Origin of the sequence: Pseudomonas sp. ACN8 (assembly GCF_002303925.1) — a bacterium.
In the GTDB taxonomy this organism is placed as follows: Bacteria; Pseudomonadota; Gammaproteobacteria; order Pseudomonadales; family Pseudomonadaceae; genus Aquipseudomonas.
On record NZ_MRCS01000043.1, the window covers coordinates 1 to 16,703 of the forward strand.

The following is a 16,703-nucleotide window of genomic DNA, read 5'->3' on the forward strand; positions in this document are numbered from 1 at the left end:
GCAACTCCTCGGCCTCGTTCTTCAGGTAACGAGCCAGCAGCTTGGCATCCAGTGCGTCGGTTTTGGCGCGGATCTTCACGCCTTCGCGATAATGTTTGAGTTCATAGCCTCCCACCATGTAAATCGTGCAACCGGCCTCATAGGCCAGATCAGCGAAGTCCAGGTGGTAGATGTTGGTCGCCTCAATGGCAATGGCCACCGTTCCCGACAACGCCTTCAGCCACTGTTTGATGGATGTCTTGGTGTTGGGAATCTCTTGAAGCGAATCACCATCATACTGATAAATCACCAGCTCATTCTTGGCGACATCCACACCCACGATCGGTTTTGATAGAGAGACCGGCATTGCCACAGGATTTCCTCCGGGATAAGGTTTGAGCACTTGAAGGGCTCACCCAGAGGCGCAGGCTTGTTCCTATCGTCGGTCTAGCCAGATGCATTCTTTATCGGCGCTTGGGTGAAAGGAGGAGGGGCGAAATCTCCCACGGTCTGTACTGCGCTAACAGTCAGAATCGAGCCTTGTCCCTCCTCCTCCCTTCAAGTCCTACCATACAAGCGAGCCTGCTCGCGAATGCGGTGCATCAGACAGCATTAATGTCGACTGACACTCCCTCTTCGCGAGCAGGCTCGCTCCCACAGTAAATCGGGTACAACCGACAAACCGTACACAAACAAAAATGCCCCGATCAATGATCGGGGCATTTTTTATTGCCAGGTCGCCAGTTACGCAGCAATCGACAACTTGAGCTTGTTCATCGCGCTCTTCTCGAGTTGGCGAATACGCTCGGCCGACACGTTGTACTTCTGCGCCAGGTCGTGCAGCGTGGCTTTTTCTTCCGCCAGCCAACGCTGGTAGAGGATGTCACGGCTGCGGTCGTCCAGCACTTCCAGCGCTTCGTGCAGGTTGTGGTTGGAGTTGTCGCTCCAGTCGGCATCTTCCAGTTGACGGGCCGGGTCGTACCGGTGGTCTTCCAGATAGTTGGCCGGCGACTGGAATGCACTGTCGTCGTCCGCTTCGGCAGCCGGGTCGAAGGCCATGTCATGGCCGGTCAGGCGGCTTTCCATCTCGCGCACTTCCCGAGGCTCTACACCCAGGCTTTCCGCCACACGGTGGACTTCCTCGTTGTTCAGCCAGGCCAAACGCTTCTTCTGGCTGCGCAGGTTGAAGAACAACTTGCGCTGGGCCTTGGTGGTCGCGACTTTCACGATGCGCCAGTTGCGCAGGATGAACTCGTGGATTTCCGCCTTGATCCAGTGCACGGCAAAGGACACCAGGCGCACGCCCATTTCCGGGTTGAAGCGCTTCACGGCCTTCATCAGGCCGACGTTGCCTTCCTGGATCAGGTCTGCCTGGGCCAGGCCGTAGCCGGAATAGCTACGGGCGATATGTACGACAAAACGCAGGTGGGCGAGCACCATCTGCCGAGCCGCCCCCAAATCCTGCTCATAATAGAGACTCTCGGCCAGTTCACGCTCCTGCTCCGGCGACAGCAATGGGATGCTGTTGACGGTGTGCACATAGGCCTCCAGGTTCGCACCCGGGACCAGAGCATATGCAGGTTGCAAAGAATTGGTCATACGAAAAAACCTCCGACTTACAAACTCGTGCAGTTCAGCACTGCGAAAATTGACCGGAAACCGAAAGACAAGTTCCCTAATACCCAAAAACGCTGAAAGGTCAATACGAGCAAAATGATACTACTTAGGCGCAAGCTCCCTCAGGTGGCGTGCGACTGCAATCCATGCACCGATATACCCCAACAGCACCGCGCCAAGCAAGAGAGACAGACCGTCGGCAACTGGCACTCCAGCCAGCGCAAAATCACTGCCGTACAAACCGGCCAGCCCTACCACCGCGTCGTTCAGCCAATCAAGGCCGAACGCCAGTACCCCCCAGGACAGAATCCCCGCACCGAAGCCATACAGCGCGCCCATATACAGAAAGGGCCTGCGTACATAGCTGTCAGTGCCGCCGACCAGTTTAATCACTTCTATCTCTGTGCGGCGGTTTTCAATATGAAGACGAATGGTATTGCCTATCACCAAAAGTAATGCAGAAACCAGAAGCACGGTCAGACCGAAGACAAAACGGTCACCCAGCTTGAGGATGGCTGCCAGACGCTCAACCCAGACTAAATCAAGTTGCGCTTGTTGTACCTTCGGCAGCTCGGATAGTTTTTGTCTTAATGCTTCAAGGGCCGGCTTGTCGACTTCGGTCGGCGTTACCAGCACCACGCCCGGCAGCGGGTTCTCCGGCAATTCCTTGAGCGCCTCGCCCAGCCCGGACTGTTGCTGGAACTCTTCCAGCGCCTGATCCCGGCCAACGTATTCAGCCTCGGCGACACCAGGCATGCCCTTGATCTGATCGCGCAGCGATTCGCCTTCGGCCGGCTTGGCCTCAAGATCCAGATACAGGGAAATCTGCGCCGCGCGCTGCCAGGAGCCGCCCAGGCGCTCGACGTTACTTAGCAAAAGTGACAGTCCCATGGGCAAGCTCAGGGCCACCGCCATCACCATGCAGGTGAAAAAACTGCCGATGGGCTGCTTGCCCAGGCGGCGCAGGCTGTCGACCATGCTGGCGCGATGGCTTTCGATCCAGGCGCGGAACAACGTGGCAAAGTCCGGCCCGTCGTCATCGTCGCGTTTTTTCTTTTGCGGCTGCGGATCGGCTGCCTTCGGGGCCACACGCTCGGAAACCTTGGGGCTACGTGTTGCACTCATACCGCGGCCTCCCCGTCACCGATCAATCGACCGCGTTGCAGCGTCAGCATGCGGTGGCGCATGCGGGCGATCAGGGCCAGGTCGTGACTGGCGATCAGCACGCTGGTACCCAGGCGATTGATGTCTTCGAACACACCCATGATCTCGGCGGCCAGACGCGGGTCGAGGTTACCGGTCGGCTCATCCGCCAGCAGCAAGGCCGGACGGTGGACGATGGCGCGGGCGATGCCGACGCGCTGCTGCTGACCGGTGGACAGGTCGCCCGGGTACAGATCGGTTTTATCCGACAGCGCCACGCGCTCCAGTGCCGAGTCCACGCGCTTGGCGATCTCGGCCTTGGACAGGCCCAGGATCTGCAAAGGCAACGCGACGTTATTGAACACCGTGCGATCGAACAGCAACTGGTGATTCTGGAACACCACGCCGATCTGCCGACGCAAGAAAGGTATCTGCGCGTTGCTGATGGTGCTCAGGTCTTGCCCGGCGAGCAGCAACTTGCCGCTGGTCGGGCGTTCCATGGCCAGCAACAGCCGCAACAAGGTGCTTTTACCGGCGCCGGAATGGCCGGTGACAAACAAGAACTCGCCACGACGGACTCGAAAGCTCAGCTCATGCAAGCCGACGTGACCGTTCGGGTAGCGCTTACCGACCTGTTCGAAACGAATCATGAACGCTCCCGCTCGGCAAACAATGCCTGGACAAAGGGTTCTGCTTCAAAGGTACGCAAATCGTCGATGCCTTCGCCGACGCCAATGTAGCGAATCGGCAGACCGAATTGCTTGGCCAGGGCGAAAATCACCCCACCCTTGGCGGTGCCGTCGAGCTTGGTCAGCGCCAGGCCGGTCAATTCGACGGTCTGGTTGAATTGCTTGGCCTGGTTGATGGCGTTCTGGCCGGTGCCGGCGTCAAGTACCAGCAGCACTTCGTGAGGTGCGTCAGCGTCGAGCTTGCCGATCACCCGGCGAACTTTTTTCAGTTCTTCCATCAGGTTGTCTTTGGTGTGCAGACGGCCGGCCGTGTCGGCGATCAACACGTCGATGCCACGGGCCTTGGCGGCCTGCACGGCATCAAAGATCACCGAGGCCGAGTCGGCGCCAGTGTGCTGCGCGATCACCGGGATCTTGTTGCGCTCACCCCAGACCTGCAATTGCTCCACCGCCGCGGCGCGGAAGGTATCGCCGGCGGCGAGCATGACTTTCTTGCCTTCCAGTTGCAGTTTCTTCGCCAGCTTGCCGATGGTAGTAGTCTTGCCGGCACCGTTGACGCCGACGACCAGAATCACGAACGGTTTGCTCTGCGAGGTGATTTTCAGCGGCTGCTCGACAGGTTTGAGCATCGCGGCCAGCTCGGCTTGCAGGGATTTGTACAGGGCATCGGCGTCAGCCAACTCCTTGCGCGCAACCTTCTGCGTCAAACGCTGAATGATCACCGAGGTGGCTTCGACACCAACGTCGGCGGTCAGCAAGCGGGTTTCGAGGTCTTCGAGCAGCTCGTCATCAATGACCTTTTTGCCCAGGAACAGGCTGGCCATGCCTTCGCCGATACTGGCGCTGGTCTTGGACAGACCCTGCTTGAGGCGGGCGAAGAAACCGGCTTTGGTTTCTTCGGTGCGCACGGGTTCTACCGGGGTTTCGACGGGCGCTGCGATCGGTTCGGGAGTCGGAGCGGGCGCAGGTGCTTGAGCAACCGGAGCAACGAATACCGGAACCTCTGGCTGGCTGACAACGGGCACAGGCTCGGCCACGACGATTGGCTCAACAATCGGTTCGACCACAGGCGCGTGAGCCGGTGCAGATGTAAACGCTGCCGGAGCCGGAATCGGTGGTGTCACGTGAGGGGCCAGGTCATTTTCGACCAATGCCACCGGCTCCTCCGCCACGGGCAAGGCCAGCCATGGCTCGGCAGTCGAGGTCAGCGGCGCTTCGATAACTTCGCTGACAGGCTCAACAACAGTTTCAGCCTGCGACTGCAGTACCGGCTCGGCAACCGGCAGAACAACCGGCGCGGGCGCTTCTTCTATTACCGGGACCGGCGTTGGCGCTGGTTCAGGAATGGCTTGTGGCTGTTCGACGACGGGTTCCTGCGGCTTTTTGCGCAGCCATCCGAACAGGCTTTTCTTCTCGCCAGCCGCAGCTGGGGTCTTCTTGTCGTCGTTGGAACCAAACATGGAGGACGGCTATCTCACGGTAGCGACGCGCCAATGGCGCCCCGGCAAATAAATATTCGATGCAGAACAGACTGTGTTTCACCCAGCTTGTTCACGCGCAACATTTTGTCGAGGTGTTCAATGGCACCTCAAAGCTCGACTAATACGAAGGACTGGAACGGCATCGTCGGCGAAAACGCAGAGTTTAGCTGACAAACTCAAAGTTTCTGCCGGTAACCCATACAACCCGCAGGCCAATCAAAGGCCTGATAGGCGTGGCCGCCAGTAAAACGGATCAGTATCCTAGCACCTCCTCGCCCGCCTAGGCTAAGACCAAGCGGGCAGCCCCAAAGGTTTGAAAACGAATGAATGCTCTTGCCCGCCGCGCCGCTGGCCTGCTGCTCAGCACAGTTTGCCTGCCCCTTTCGGCCCTGGCTGCCGACCCGCAACCCACCCACGAATTCACCCTCGACAACGGTCTGAAGGTGGTCGTGCGTGAAGACCACCGAGCGCCTGTTGTGGTTTCCCAGGTCTGGTACAAGGTCGGTTCCAGCTACGAGACGCCGGGCAATACCGGCCTGTCCCACGCCCTGGAACACATGATGTTCAAGGGCAGCGAGAAGGTCGGTCCCGGCGAAGCCTCGCTGATCCTGCGCGACCTCGGCGCCGAAGAGAACGCCTTCACCAGCGACGACTTCACCGCGTACTACCAGGTGCTGGCCCGTGATCGCCTGGGCGTGGCCTTCGAACTGGAAGCCGACCGCATGGCCAGCCTGCGCCTGCCGCCGGACGAGTTCGCCAAGGAAATCGAGGTCATCAAGGAAGAACGTCGCCTGCGTACCGACGACAAGCCAATGGCCAAGGCCTACGAGCGCTTCAAGGCCATGGCTTACCCGGCCAGCGGTTACCACACGCCGACCATCGGCTGGATGGCCGATCTTGAGCGGATGAAAGTCGAAGAACTGCGCCACTGGTACGAAACCTGGTACGTGCCCAACAACGCCACGCTGGTGGTGGTTGGCGATGTCACCCCGGACGAAGTCAAAACCCTGGCCCAACGCTATTTCGGCCCGATCGCCAAACGTGAAGTGCCCGCCGCGAAAAAGCCGCTGGAACTGGCCGAGCCGGGCGAGCGCCAGATCACACTGCACGTGCAGACCCAGCTGCCTAGCCTGATGCTGGCCTTCAACGTGCCGAGCATCGCCACCGCCGAAGACAAGCGCCTGGTCAATGCCCTGCGCCTGATTTCGGCATTGCTCGACGGCGGCTACAGCGGACGGATCCCGACGCAACTGGAGCGTGGCGAAGAACTGGTGTCCGGCGGCTCGTCGAGTTACGACGCCTACACCCGTGGCGACAGCCTCTTCACCCTGTCGGCATCGCCAAACTCGCAGAAACACAAGACCATCGCCCAGGCGCAAGCCGGTTTGTGGAAGCTGCTCGACCAGCTGAAAACCACGGCGCCAACCGCTGAAGAACTGGAACGCGTACGCGCACAAGTCATCGCCGGCCTGGTCTTCGAGCGCGACTCGATCACCAGTCAGGCCACGGCCATCGGCCAACTGGAAACCGTCGGCCTGTCATGGAAACTGATGGACACCGAACTGGCCGATCTGGAAAGCGTCACGCCGCAAGATATCCAGAAAGCCGCCAAGCTGTATTTCACCCGCGAACGTCTCAGCGTCGCCCATGTACTGCCTCTGGAGACGACTCATGAGTGAGCGTAAACCCTCCCGCCTGGCCCTGATCGGCCTGGTCGCCGTCGCTGTTATCGGTTCCGCCGCGTTTTATTTGTCACGCCCAGGCCAAACCAATGCCAGCGAAGCCCTGGACAAGGCCAAGGCCAGCCAGAAACTGCAATCGCTGACCGAGCTCAACGGCAAGGCACCGGAACACCGCAAGCTGGACGTGCAGACCTGGAACACCGCCGAAGGCACCAAGGTGCTGTTCGTCGAAGCCCATGAGCTGCCGATGTTCGACATGCGCCTGATCTTCGCTGCCGGCAGCAGCCAGGACGGCAATGCACCGGGCGTGGCGGTGTTGACCAACGCCATGCTCAACGAAGGCGTGGCCGGCAAAGACGTCGGCGCCATTGCCCAAGGCTTCGAAGGCCTGGGCGCCGATTTCGGCAATGGCGCTTATAAGGACATGGCAATCGCTACGCTGCGCAGCCTGAGTGCCAAGGACAAGCGCGAGCCGGCCCTGAAGCTGTTCGCCGAAGTCATCGGCAAGCCGACTTTCCCTGCCGATTCGCTGGCCCGCATCAAGAACCAGATGCTCGCCGGTTTCGAATACCAGAAACAGAACCCGGGCAAACTGGCGAGCCTGGAACTGATGAACCGTTTGTACGGTGATCACCCATACGCACACGCCAGCGACGGCACGGCGAAAACCGTACCGGCGATCACCCAGGTACAACTGCGTGCTTTCCACGAGAAAGCCTACGCCGCCGGTAACGTAGTGATCGCGCTGGTCGGCGACCTGTCCCGCGCGGAAGCCGAGGCGATTGCCGCCCAGGTATCCGGCGCCCTGCCCAAAGGTCCGGCCTTGGCGAAAATCGCGCAACCCGTCGAGCCCAAGGCCAGCGTCGGCCATATCGAGTTCCCGTCCAAGCAGACCAACCTGATGCTCGCGCAACTGGGCATCGACCGCGACGACCCGGACTACGCGGCGTTGTCCATGGGTAACCAGATTCTCGGTGGCGGCGGCTTCGGCACCCGCTTGATGAGCGAAGTGCGCGAGAAGCGTGGCCTGACGTACGGCGTGTATTCGGGTTTCACCCCGATGCAGGTGCGCGGCCCGTTCATGATCAACCTGCAAACCCGCGCCGAGATGAGCGAGGGCACCCTGAAACTGGTGCAGGATGTGCTGGCCGACTACCTTAAAACCGGCCCGACCGAAAAAGAGCTCGACGATGCCAAGCGCGAACTGGCCGGCAGCTTCCCGCTGTCCACCGCCAGCAACGCCGATATCGTCGGCCAACTGGGCGCCATCGGTTTTTACAACTTGCCGTTGAGCCACCTGGAAGACTTCATGCAACAATCCCAGGCCTTGACCGTCGAGCAGGTCAAAGCCGCCATGAACAAACACCTGAGCACGGACAAGATGGTCATCGTCAGCGCTGGCCCGACCGTGCCGCAAAAGCCGTTACCGGCCCCTACTGATAAACCTTCCGAGCAGCCGCTCGGGGTTCCGGAGCATTAATGGCCCATCCTAAAAAACCCGCCAAAAACGTCCATAACGGCGTGAACCAGCTGCGCATCATCGGTGGCGAATGGCGCAGCCGGAAGCTGAGCTTCCCTGACGCCCCGGGCCTGCGCCCGACGCCGGACCGCGTGCGTGAAACCCTGTTCAACTGGCTCGCGCCGTACGTGCCGGGCGCCAAAGTGTTCGACCCGTTCACCGGCAGCGGCGCGCTGTTCCTCGAAGCCCTGTCCCGCGGCGCGGCCATGGGTCAGGCGCTGGACGCCAGCAGCATCGCGGTGTCCAGCCTCAAGGAGCACTTGGGCACGCTGCGCTGCACCACCGGCCAGGTCCAGACCGCCGACGCCCTGCGCTACCTGGAAACCCAGACCGCCATCGCCTACGACCTGGTGTTCCTCGACCCGCCGTTCAACCAGAACCTGCTACCCGCCGTGTGCAAGTTGCTTGAAGAGCGCCAATGGCTGGCCGAGGACGCGTGGGTGTACACCGAAAGCGAGTCCGCACCTTCGACCCTGGGCCTGCCGGAGAACTGGCGCTTGCACCGGGAGCAGAAATCCGGGCGGGTGTATTACTCGTTGTGGCAGCGCGGCGCCTGACATTTCGGCGAGACGACTGCCCCAAACCGGTTGTGCAGTGCACTACATAGTTACCGCCTGACGTCCTTTCGGATCATCCACAGTGGTTTGCGCAATTAACTGCAAACCACTGAGGATGAACACGGATGAACATCTCCAGCAGCACTTTTATGCTGCCCTTTATCGCCTGTCTGCCACTCATGGCCAGCGCGGCGGCACCCCCTGCGACACAAGACTTCGTACTGGATAACGGCCTCAAGGTTGTCGTGCGCGAGGACCACCGCTCCCCCATCGTCACCGCCCAACTCTGGATCAAGACCGGCTCAAGCCACGAACCACCCGGCCAGTCGGGCCTGTCCCACGCCCTCGAACATATGGTCTACAAAGGCAGCAGCAAGGCCTGCGCCGGAGAGTTCATGACGGTACTGGATAAGCTTGGCGCCAGTCATAACGCATCCACCAGCGCTGACTACACAGTTTTTTACCAGACCCTGCCTTCCAGCCGCACTGGCGTCGCGTTCGAAATACTGGCCGACCTGATGAGTACGGCCGAGCTGAATGAACAGGACTTCACACCGGAGCTCAAGGTCATTCAGGAGGAGCGTCGGATGCGCGTTGATGATGAGATCACCGCGTCGGTTCACGAAAGACTGAACAGCATTGCCTACCCGGCCAGCAGCTACCGCACCCCGACGATCGGCTGGATGCACGATCTGCAACGCATGAACACCGTGCAATTGCAGCAGTGGTATCAGGCCTGGTATTCGCCGGACAATGCGACGCTGGTGGTCGTTGGCGATGTTGCACCTGAGCGGATCAAGGCCCTGGCACAGCAGTACTTCGGCCACCTTGAGCAACGTGCGACACCTGTGACGCCTGCCCCCGTCGAACTGGCGTCTGCCGGTGAACGGTCACTGGCCCTGCATGCACCGATAGCATCCCCGCGCCTGATCATGAGCTTCAACGCGCCCAGCCTGGCCACGGCACCGGATCGTCGGACCGCCCATGCCCTGCGCTTGCTCGATATGTTACTGGCCGGATCCAGTAGCGCGCGGATCAAACAGCAGCTGCAACGGAGCGACACGATATTCACCGAGGCCGACTCAGAGTACGACGCCTTCAAACGCGGCGATTCGTTGCTGACCATCACCACACAGCTCAACCCGGACAAGCTCAATGACGCTGACGAGGCCCTCGTCCGTCTGTGGCAAGTGATCGAATCACTGAAGAGCAAGGCGCCGGAACCGGCTGAACTGGAGCGAGCGAAAAACCTTGTGATCGCTAACACGGTTTATGCACAGGATGATCTGGAAGGGCAGGCCGACACCTTGGGTCTGCTGGAAACCATCGGCCTCGACTGGCGGCTGGCCGATCGGGATACGGATGAGCTGAACACGGTCACACCCCTGGATATTCAACAGGTCGCAAAGACTTACCTGACGCGCGAGCGCCTGAGTACCGCGAAAATCCTGCCGGAGAAAAACAATGGATAAGCTCAAAGGCCTCATCAACGGATTGATCCTGGTCGGCATGCTGTCGAGTGCACAGTCCCCTGCCACTGCAACCACGGCGCCCCAGAAACCAGTGCTGCAATCGCTCAATGAACCACAGACTCCGGCGACCCACCGCACGCTGTCGATCAAGGGTTACAAAACGCTCAGCGGAACGAAGATCCTGTTCATCCGCACCCCTGGCCTGCCGATGTTCGATGCCCTTGTGAGCTTTGCCGCCGGCAGCGCCCACACGCCGCATAACCCCGGCCTGGCCGCTGTCACCTATAGCCTTTTGAATGAGGGTGTGGCTGGCAAAGACGTCAATGCCATACAGGCGACTTTCGATAATCTGGGTGCAAGGATGGATATGGGCATCAGCCAGGACCGGATCTGGATATCCCTGCGAAGTCTGAGTGACGAATCACGGCGCACTCCAGCCCTGGAACTGTTTGCCCAGGTACTCGGCAAGCCGCTGTTACCGCAAGAGTCCCTGCCTACGGTGAAATCCCAACTGCAGTACTTTCTGGACCATGAAGAGCAGTCCCATGCAGCTCAAGCCCAAATAGCCAATCTCGGCCAGCTGTTTCCCGACCACGGTTATGCCCAGTCCCTCTACGGAACCAGGGCCGGACTGACCGCCATCACCCGCACCCAGGTGCAAGACTTTCATCGCGAGGCTTATGCCGCGGGCAATGCCCAGATCACACTGGTCGGCGACCTCACCGAGGAAGAAGCCCAACGCATCGGTGCGCAGATATCCGCGGCCTTGCCCCTGGGACCGGCCACTGCGGCGATCCAGCCAGTGACAAGTCCAGCCGCTCCAGGTCTGCTGCGCATTGAGCGACCATCGACCCAGGCTTACCTGCGCCTTGCCCAGCCAAGCGTCCTGCAAAACAGTCCGGACTACGTCGGGCTACAGATGGCCATGCGGATTTTCACCAACCGACTGACCCATGAACTGCGTGAACGCCGAGGTCTGACCTATCACGTTGACGCCGACCTCTCAGCCCTTCAGGCACAAGGGTTGCTGACTATTAAATTGCAGACCCGACCGGAGCAGGCCGATGCCGTGCTGGCCCATATCAAGACGATGTTCAGTGACTTCCTCGCTCAAGGACCTACCCAACAGGAACTCGAGGACAGCCAACAGCGATTGGCCGGTAGCGCGCCTTTGAACAGCGCTACCAATATGCAGATTCTGAGACAGTTGCACGCCATCAGCGCTCACAATCTGCCGCTGGACCTCGACTTTGCCACGCAAGCAGCCTTGAAGCTGAACCTGATATCAATCAAAACAGCACTCAACCGGCATTACCACGCCGACCAATGGCGCGCTGTCATCCTGGGGCCGAAGACCGATCAACAACCGCTGCCAGCTCCAGGCGAAAGCGCAACCAATGCCATGTGTCGCGTGCCTGGCGAGATTGTGGCAAGTTAGACAACCATGATGACGCGGTTGTGGCACTGTCGCGCCGCGTCTTCGGGCAGACTCATGAACACTCCCACCGAGAATGACTGTGCAACCGCACCCCGCACTGGCCGTACCGCCGTCCTTCACCCCTGCCTTCGGCATCGGCAATCCGCACTTGCAAACCTTGTGGGGGCCGCTGTGGCGTAAAACCGTGCACATCGGCCGTGAACGCGAACGCCTGTGGCTTGAAGACGGCGATTTTCTCGACCTTGACTGGCACGGCCCGCACATTGCCGATGCACCGTTGGTGCTGGTGCTGCACGGGCTCACCGGTTCGTCGAATTCGCCTTACGTGGCGGGCATGCAAAAAGCTCTGGGCGACCGTGGCTGGGCCAGCGTCGCGCTGAACTGGCGCGGCTGTTCGGGCGAACCCAACCTGTTGCCGCGCAGCTACCATTCCGGCGCCAGCGAAGACCTGGCCGAAACCATCAGACACTTGCGGGCCAAACGGCCTCTGGCGCCACTGTATGCGGTGGGCTACTCCCTTGGCGGTAATGTCCTGCTCAAGCATTTGGGCGAAACCGGCAGCGACAGCGACTTGACGGGCGCCGTGGCGGTGTCGGTACCGTTCCGCCTGGACCAGTGCGCCGACCGTATCGGCCAGGGCTTTTCCAAGGTTTACCAGGCGCATTTCATGCGCGAGATGGTCGCCTACATCAAGAACAAACAGCGACAGTTCCAGCACGACGGACGCGAGGACGGCCTGGCAGCCCTGGCGGCCCTCGGATCCCTGGAAAACATGCGCACGTTCTGGGACTTCGATGGACGCGTCACCGCGCCACTGCACGGTTTCGCCGACGCCGAGGATTATTATCGCCGCGCCTCCAGCCGCTATTTCCTTGGCGAAATTCGTACGCCGACCTTGATGATTCAGGCCGCCGACGACCCCTTCGTGTCTCCCCACAGCCTGCCGCACGTCGATGAACTGTCCGCTTGCACGCAATTCGAACTGCAAGCCAAGGGCGGGCATGTCGGTTTCGTCGATGGCTCGCTCAAGCAACCGGGTTACTACCTGGAACGGCGCATCCCCGAGTGGCTGGCCGCCATAGGGTGCGCTTGAATCATGGACGCTGACCAAGGCGAGTCGATCCACTTCTGGCAAACTCCGCCGCTGGCTGGGGTCGAGTTGTTGTCCGCCCGCTACATCGACCATCGTTTTGCCCCCCATGTGCATGACGGCTATGTGATCGGCATGATCATGGCGGGCGCCCAGCGTTATCGCTATCGCGGCGCCGAACACCTGGCAGGCAGCGGCACGCTGGTGCTGATCAACCCCGATGAATTGCACACCGGCCACAAAGGCACCGAGGATGGCTGGCTGTATCGGGCGTTTTATCCGGACAGCGGGCAGATAACTTCGCTGCTGGCCGAACTCGAGTTGCCAACCTGTCACTTGCCGACCTTCGGTGCCACGCTGTATCGCGATCAGGATCTGGTGAACGGTTTCTGCCAGCTTCACCGTTTACTGGAAAGCCCCGCCACCGCTTTGCAGCAACAAACGATCTGGCGCGAACTGGTGCTGTCACTGTTGCAGCGTCATGCGGCGGTGCCCGATGCCGGTAAACCCGGCAAGGAACACCGGGCCGTGAGCCTGGCCAAGGAGTTGCTGCTCGTGCAACTGGCAGCACCACCTTCACTGGAGGCACTGGCGGCGACGGTCAATCTCTCGCCATTCCATTTCGCCCGGGTGTTCCGCCGGGCCACCGGCATGCCGCCGCACACCTGGCTGATGCAACAGCGTATCGCCCGGGCGCGGGCGTTGCTGCAAAGTGGTTGTCTGCCGCTGGAAGTCGCGATGCAACTGGGGTTTGCCGACCAGAGCCATCTGAGCCGGCAGTTCAAGCAGGTGTATGGGGTTGGACCGGGGGCGTATCGCAGTGCAAAACGGGGACTTGAGGCTTAACGAGATCTCAAAAACACCATCCATCCCACAGGTATTAGTGGTGTTTACTCGCCGGTGGTGATGCCCCGCGCAGGCTCGTTGATCCACTCGCTCCATGACCCGGCATACAATGAACCCAACGGATAACCGGCAAGACACAACGCAAACAGGTTGTGGCACGCCGTCACGCCGGAGCCGCAGTACGCCACCAGATCATTCGGCGAACGATCGCCCAGTTTCGCGGAGAAACGCTGCTTGAGCTGATCGGCCGGCAGGAAGCGCCCGTCACTGCCAAGGTTCTCGGTAAACGCCGCACACTGGGCGCCAGGGATGTGCCCGGCAATCGGATCGATCGGTTCCACTTCCCCCTTGAAACGCGGCAATGCGCGAGCATCGAGCAGGGTCAGTTCCGGCCGCGCAAGGCGCTTTTGCAGCCGCTCGGCACTGATCAGCAACGCCATGTCAGGACTACCGGTGAAGGAGCCACGGGCGATCGCCGGCGCATCCAGGCTCAGCGGCAAACCGGCCGCGTGCCAGGCCTTGAGACCGCCATCGAGGATGAAAACACCGTCGCGTTTGCCCAACCACGCCAGCAACCACCAGGCCCGCGCCGCATAGGCCCCCGGACCGTCGTCATACAAAACCACTTCGCTATCGGCGTTGATGCCCCAGGCTTGCAGGCGCTCGATCAGTTGCGCCGGCTCGGGCAACGGATGACGCCCGGTCACGCCCTTGACCACGGCTCCACTCAGGTCACGCTCGAGGTCGGCATAGCTCGAACCGGCGATATGCCCTTCGGCATAGCTGCGCTGACCGTAATCCGGGTCTTCGAGGGCAAAACGACAATCCAGAATCACCAGCCCCGGCTGGTCCTTTTTCAGGTCCAGTGCTTGCGGGCTGATCAATTGCGCAATGGGCATAGCGGGCTCCTGTGCTTAAGTCGGTCTTGATCCTACTGTACTTCTTCCAATGCCTGGGCCAGGGGCACGTAAAACTCTTCGAACAAGGCACTGACCGCATCGCGGGCCTCATCCGTGACAAACCCGGCTTCCAGCACCAGCACCTGATACACCCCACGTTTAATGGCTTGCTCGCTGAGGTGGCTGGAATTCTCCCGCGTGGTGCACAGAAAGCGCACCCAGGACGTGAGGATGATCCAGGCATTGAGCGTCAGGGATTCGATCTGCACCTTGTCCATCTTCAGGATGCCGGCGGCGACGAAACCTTCGTAGATCGCCGAACCCTGGATCAGGCAGCGCTGGGAGAAGCGTCGATAGCGGTCGGCCAGGTCCGGATCGCTGTCGAGCAAATGTTCGAGATCACGATGCAGAAACCGGTAGCGCCACATCGCCGACAACAGCTCCTTGAGGTAGAAGCGCTTGTCTTCCACCGTGGCGGCACGGCCCTGGGGCGGACGCAGGAAGCTGTCCACCAGGTTTTCGTACTCGCTGAACAGCACGGCGATGATCGCCTGCTTGTTCGGGAAGTGGTAGTACAGGTTGCCCGGGGAAATTTCCATATGGGCAGCAATGTGGTTGGTGCTGATGCTGCGCTCGCCCTGCTGGTTGAACAGCTCCAGGCTGTTCTGCACGATGCGCTCGCTGGTTTTGATCCGTGGGGCCATGGCTTGAGCTTTAATTCAGAGTGCGTTGACGGGCATCTTAGATCTATCCGCGAGCGGATAAAACCAAGCTGTTCCAGGATGTCATTTGACTTTTTAGAGTATAGGCTCTAAAAAGTGCTTCATTACAATAAATCCGGAGCCGACCATGACTGCTGAAATTTCCTACCTTCAGAACCTACAGCAGCCGTTGGAAGAGCTTCAGGCCCTGTTCGACGCCCAGCGTGCCGCCTACGCCGCCAACCCGATGCCACCGGCTGCGCAGCGCCAGCAATGGCTCAAGGCGCTAAAGGATTTGTTGAACAATGAACGCCAGGCCCTGATCGATGCGATCAGCCAGGACTTCAGTCATCGCAGCGCCGATGAAACTCTGCTCGCCGAACTGATGCCCAGCCTGCACGGCATCCATTACGCCAGCAAACACCTCAAGGGCTGGATGCGAGCCTCGCGACGCAAAGTGGGCGCAGCCTTCCAGCCCGCCTCGGCCAAAGTGGTTTATCAACCACTGGGCGTGGTCGGGGTCATCGTGCCGTGGAACTACCCGCTGTACCTGGCCATCGGCCCGTTGGTCGGCGCGCTGTCGGCGGGCAATCGGGTGATGCTCAAGCTCAGTGAGTCGACTCCCGCGACCGGCCTGCTGATGAAGCGACTGCTGGCGCGAATCTTCCCCGAAGACCTGGTTTGCGTGGTCCTGGGCGAGGCGGACATGGGCGTGGCGTTTTCACGCCTGCCGTTCGATCACCTGCTGTTCACCGGCGCCACCAGCATCGGCAAACACGTGATGCGCGCCGCCGCGGAAAACCTGACCCCGGTGACTCTGGAGCTTGGCGGCAAGTCCCCGGCCATTGTTTCCCGCGACGTGCCGCTCAAGGACGCCGCCGAGCGCATCGCCTTCGGCAAGACCCTGAACGCCGGCCAGACCTGCGTGGCCCCGGACTATGTGCTGGTGCCGGAGGATCGCGTCGGAGGTTTCGTCGAAGCCTATCGCACAGCCGTCCGCGGGTTTTATCCGACGCTGGCTGACAACCCGGACTACACCGCGATCATCAATGAGCGACAACTGGCACGTCTCAACGGCTACGTCAGCGACGCCACCAGCAAGGGTGCGCTGCTGATGCCGCTGTTCGAACAGGGCCAGGGCCGCCGCATGGGCCATAGCCTGCTGCTCAACGTCACGGACGAGATGACGGTGATGCAGGACGAAATCTTCGGTCCGCTGCTGCCGATCGTGCCGTACAAGGATCTGGACCAGGCATTTGCCTACATCAACCAGCGCCCTCGCCCACTGGCGCTGTATTACTTCGGCTACGACAAGCGCGAACAACAGCGCGTGCTGCACGAAACCCATTCCGGCGGCGTGTGCCTGAACGACACCCTGCTGCACGTTGCCCAGGACGACATGCCGTTCGGCGGCATCGGTGCCTCGGGCATGGGCCACTACCACGGCCATGAAGGGTTCCTGACCTTCAGCAAAGCCAAGGGGGTGCTGATCAAACAACGGTTCAACGCGGCGAAACTGATCTATCCGCCGTATGGAAAATCGATTCAGAAGCTGATCCAGAAGCTGTTCATCCGCTAACGATCTTCACC

Annotated in this window: 15 protein-coding genes; 8 read left to right on the forward strand and 7 right to left on the reverse strand. The window is 60.5% G+C overall.

Going from position 1 to position 16,703, the window contains the following annotated elements:
• From BSF44_RS22040 to ftsY, 5 genes are all read right to left on the reverse strand, one after another.
• A partial coding sequence (locus BSF44_RS22040; RefSeq protein ID WP_141250072.1) for a transposase occupies positions 1-346 on the reverse strand: 346 nt, incomplete at its 3' end.
• 377 nt (positions 347-723) lie between these two features.
• Positions 724-1,578, reverse strand: coding sequence for an RNA polymerase sigma factor RpoH (rpoH, locus tag BSF44_RS22045; protein WP_007975386.1), 855 nt, complete (start codon positions 1,576-1,578; stop codon positions 724-726).
• Positions 1,579-1,698: 120 nt separating this feature from the next.
• On the reverse strand, positions 1,699-2,721 hold the full coding sequence (gene ftsX / locus BSF44_RS22050; RefSeq protein WP_095945295.1) for a permease-like cell division protein FtsX: 1,023 nt from the start codon (positions 2,719-2,721) through the stop codon (positions 1,699-1,701).
• On the reverse strand, positions 2,718-3,389 hold the full coding sequence (ftsE, locus tag BSF44_RS22055; protein ID WP_007975383.1) for a cell division ATP-binding protein FtsE: 672 nt from the start codon (positions 3,387-3,389) through the stop codon (positions 2,718-2,720). Before ftsE ends, ftsX begins: the two co-directional genes overlap by 4 nt.
• Entirely contained in the window at positions 3,386-4,888 is a 1,503-nt protein-coding gene (ftsY, locus tag BSF44_RS22060; RefSeq protein WP_095945296.1) for a signal recognition particle-docking protein FtsY, read from the reverse strand. Before ftsY ends, ftsE begins: the two co-directional genes overlap by 4 nt.
• 344 nt (positions 4,889-5,232) lie before the next feature.
• Between ftsY and BSF44_RS22070 the strand changes: the two genes are divergently transcribed.
• The 7 genes from BSF44_RS22070 to BSF44_RS22100 all read left to right on the forward strand — a co-directional run bounded on the left by BSF44_RS22070 (position 5,233) and on the right by BSF44_RS22100 (position 13,513).
• Positions 5,233-6,588, forward strand: coding sequence for a pitrilysin family protein (locus BSF44_RS22070; RefSeq protein ID WP_095945297.1), 1,356 nt, complete (start codon positions 5,233-5,235; stop codon positions 6,586-6,588).
• Complete coding sequence (locus tag BSF44_RS22075; RefSeq protein WP_095945298.1) at positions 6,581-8,071, forward strand: pitrilysin family protein; 1,491 nt, start codon at positions 6,581-6,583, stop codon at positions 8,069-8,071. Before BSF44_RS22070 ends, BSF44_RS22075 begins: the two co-directional genes overlap by 8 nt.
• Positions 8,071-8,667, forward strand: a complete 597-nt coding sequence (gene rsmD, locus BSF44_RS22080; protein ID WP_095945299.1) for a 16S rRNA (guanine(966)-N(2))-methyltransferase RsmD — start codon at positions 8,071-8,073, stop codon at positions 8,665-8,667. The genes BSF44_RS22075 and rsmD overlap by 1 nt, the downstream gene beginning before the upstream one ends.
• 125 nt (positions 8,668-8,792) lie before the next feature.
• Positions 8,793-10,139 carry a pitrilysin family protein gene (locus tag BSF44_RS22085; protein ID WP_095945300.1) on the forward strand — a complete coding sequence of 449 codons (1,347 nt, stop codon included), beginning with the start codon at positions 8,793-8,795 and terminating at the stop codon, positions 10,137-10,139.
• Complete coding sequence (locus BSF44_RS22090; RefSeq protein ID WP_095945301.1) at positions 10,132-11,577, forward strand: pitrilysin family protein; 1,446 nt, start codon at positions 10,132-10,134, stop codon at positions 11,575-11,577. The genes BSF44_RS22085 and BSF44_RS22090 overlap by 8 nt, the downstream gene beginning before the upstream one ends.
• 97 nt (positions 11,578-11,674) lie before the next feature.
• Complete coding sequence (locus tag BSF44_RS22095) at positions 11,675-12,670, forward strand: hydrolase (RefSeq protein ID WP_256589134.1); 996 nt, start codon at positions 11,675-11,677, stop codon at positions 12,668-12,670.
• A 3-nt stretch (positions 12,671-12,673) separates the two neighbouring features.
• Positions 12,674-13,513 (forward strand): AraC family transcriptional regulator, encoded by an 840-nt coding sequence (locus BSF44_RS22100; RefSeq protein ID WP_095945303.1) that lies wholly within the window; start codon positions 12,674-12,676, stop codon positions 13,511-13,513.
• Between the two features lie 44 nt (positions 13,514-13,557).
• Here the strand turns inward: BSF44_RS22100 and BSF44_RS22105 are convergent, their stop codons facing one another.
• The gene (locus BSF44_RS22105) at positions 13,558-14,412 is read right to left on the reverse strand and encodes a sulfurtransferase (protein WP_095945304.1); all 855 of its coding nucleotides are present in this window, start codon (positions 14,410-14,412) and stop codon (positions 13,558-13,560) included.
• 32 nt (positions 14,413-14,444) lie between these two features.
• A complete protein-coding gene (locus BSF44_RS22110) occupies positions 14,445-15,116 on the reverse strand; it encodes a TetR/AcrR family transcriptional regulator (RefSeq protein WP_095945305.1) in 672 nt (223 codons plus the stop codon).
• A 145-nt stretch (positions 15,117-15,261) separates the two neighbouring features.
• Here BSF44_RS22110 and BSF44_RS22115 point away from each other — a divergent pair, with 145 nt between their 5' ends.
• Positions 15,262-16,692: a coniferyl aldehyde dehydrogenase gene (locus tag BSF44_RS22115; RefSeq protein WP_095945306.1), complete on the forward strand. Its 1,431-nt coding sequence runs from the start codon at positions 15,262-15,264 to the stop codon at positions 16,690-16,692.
• Positions 16,693-16,703 lie beyond the last annotated feature (11 nt).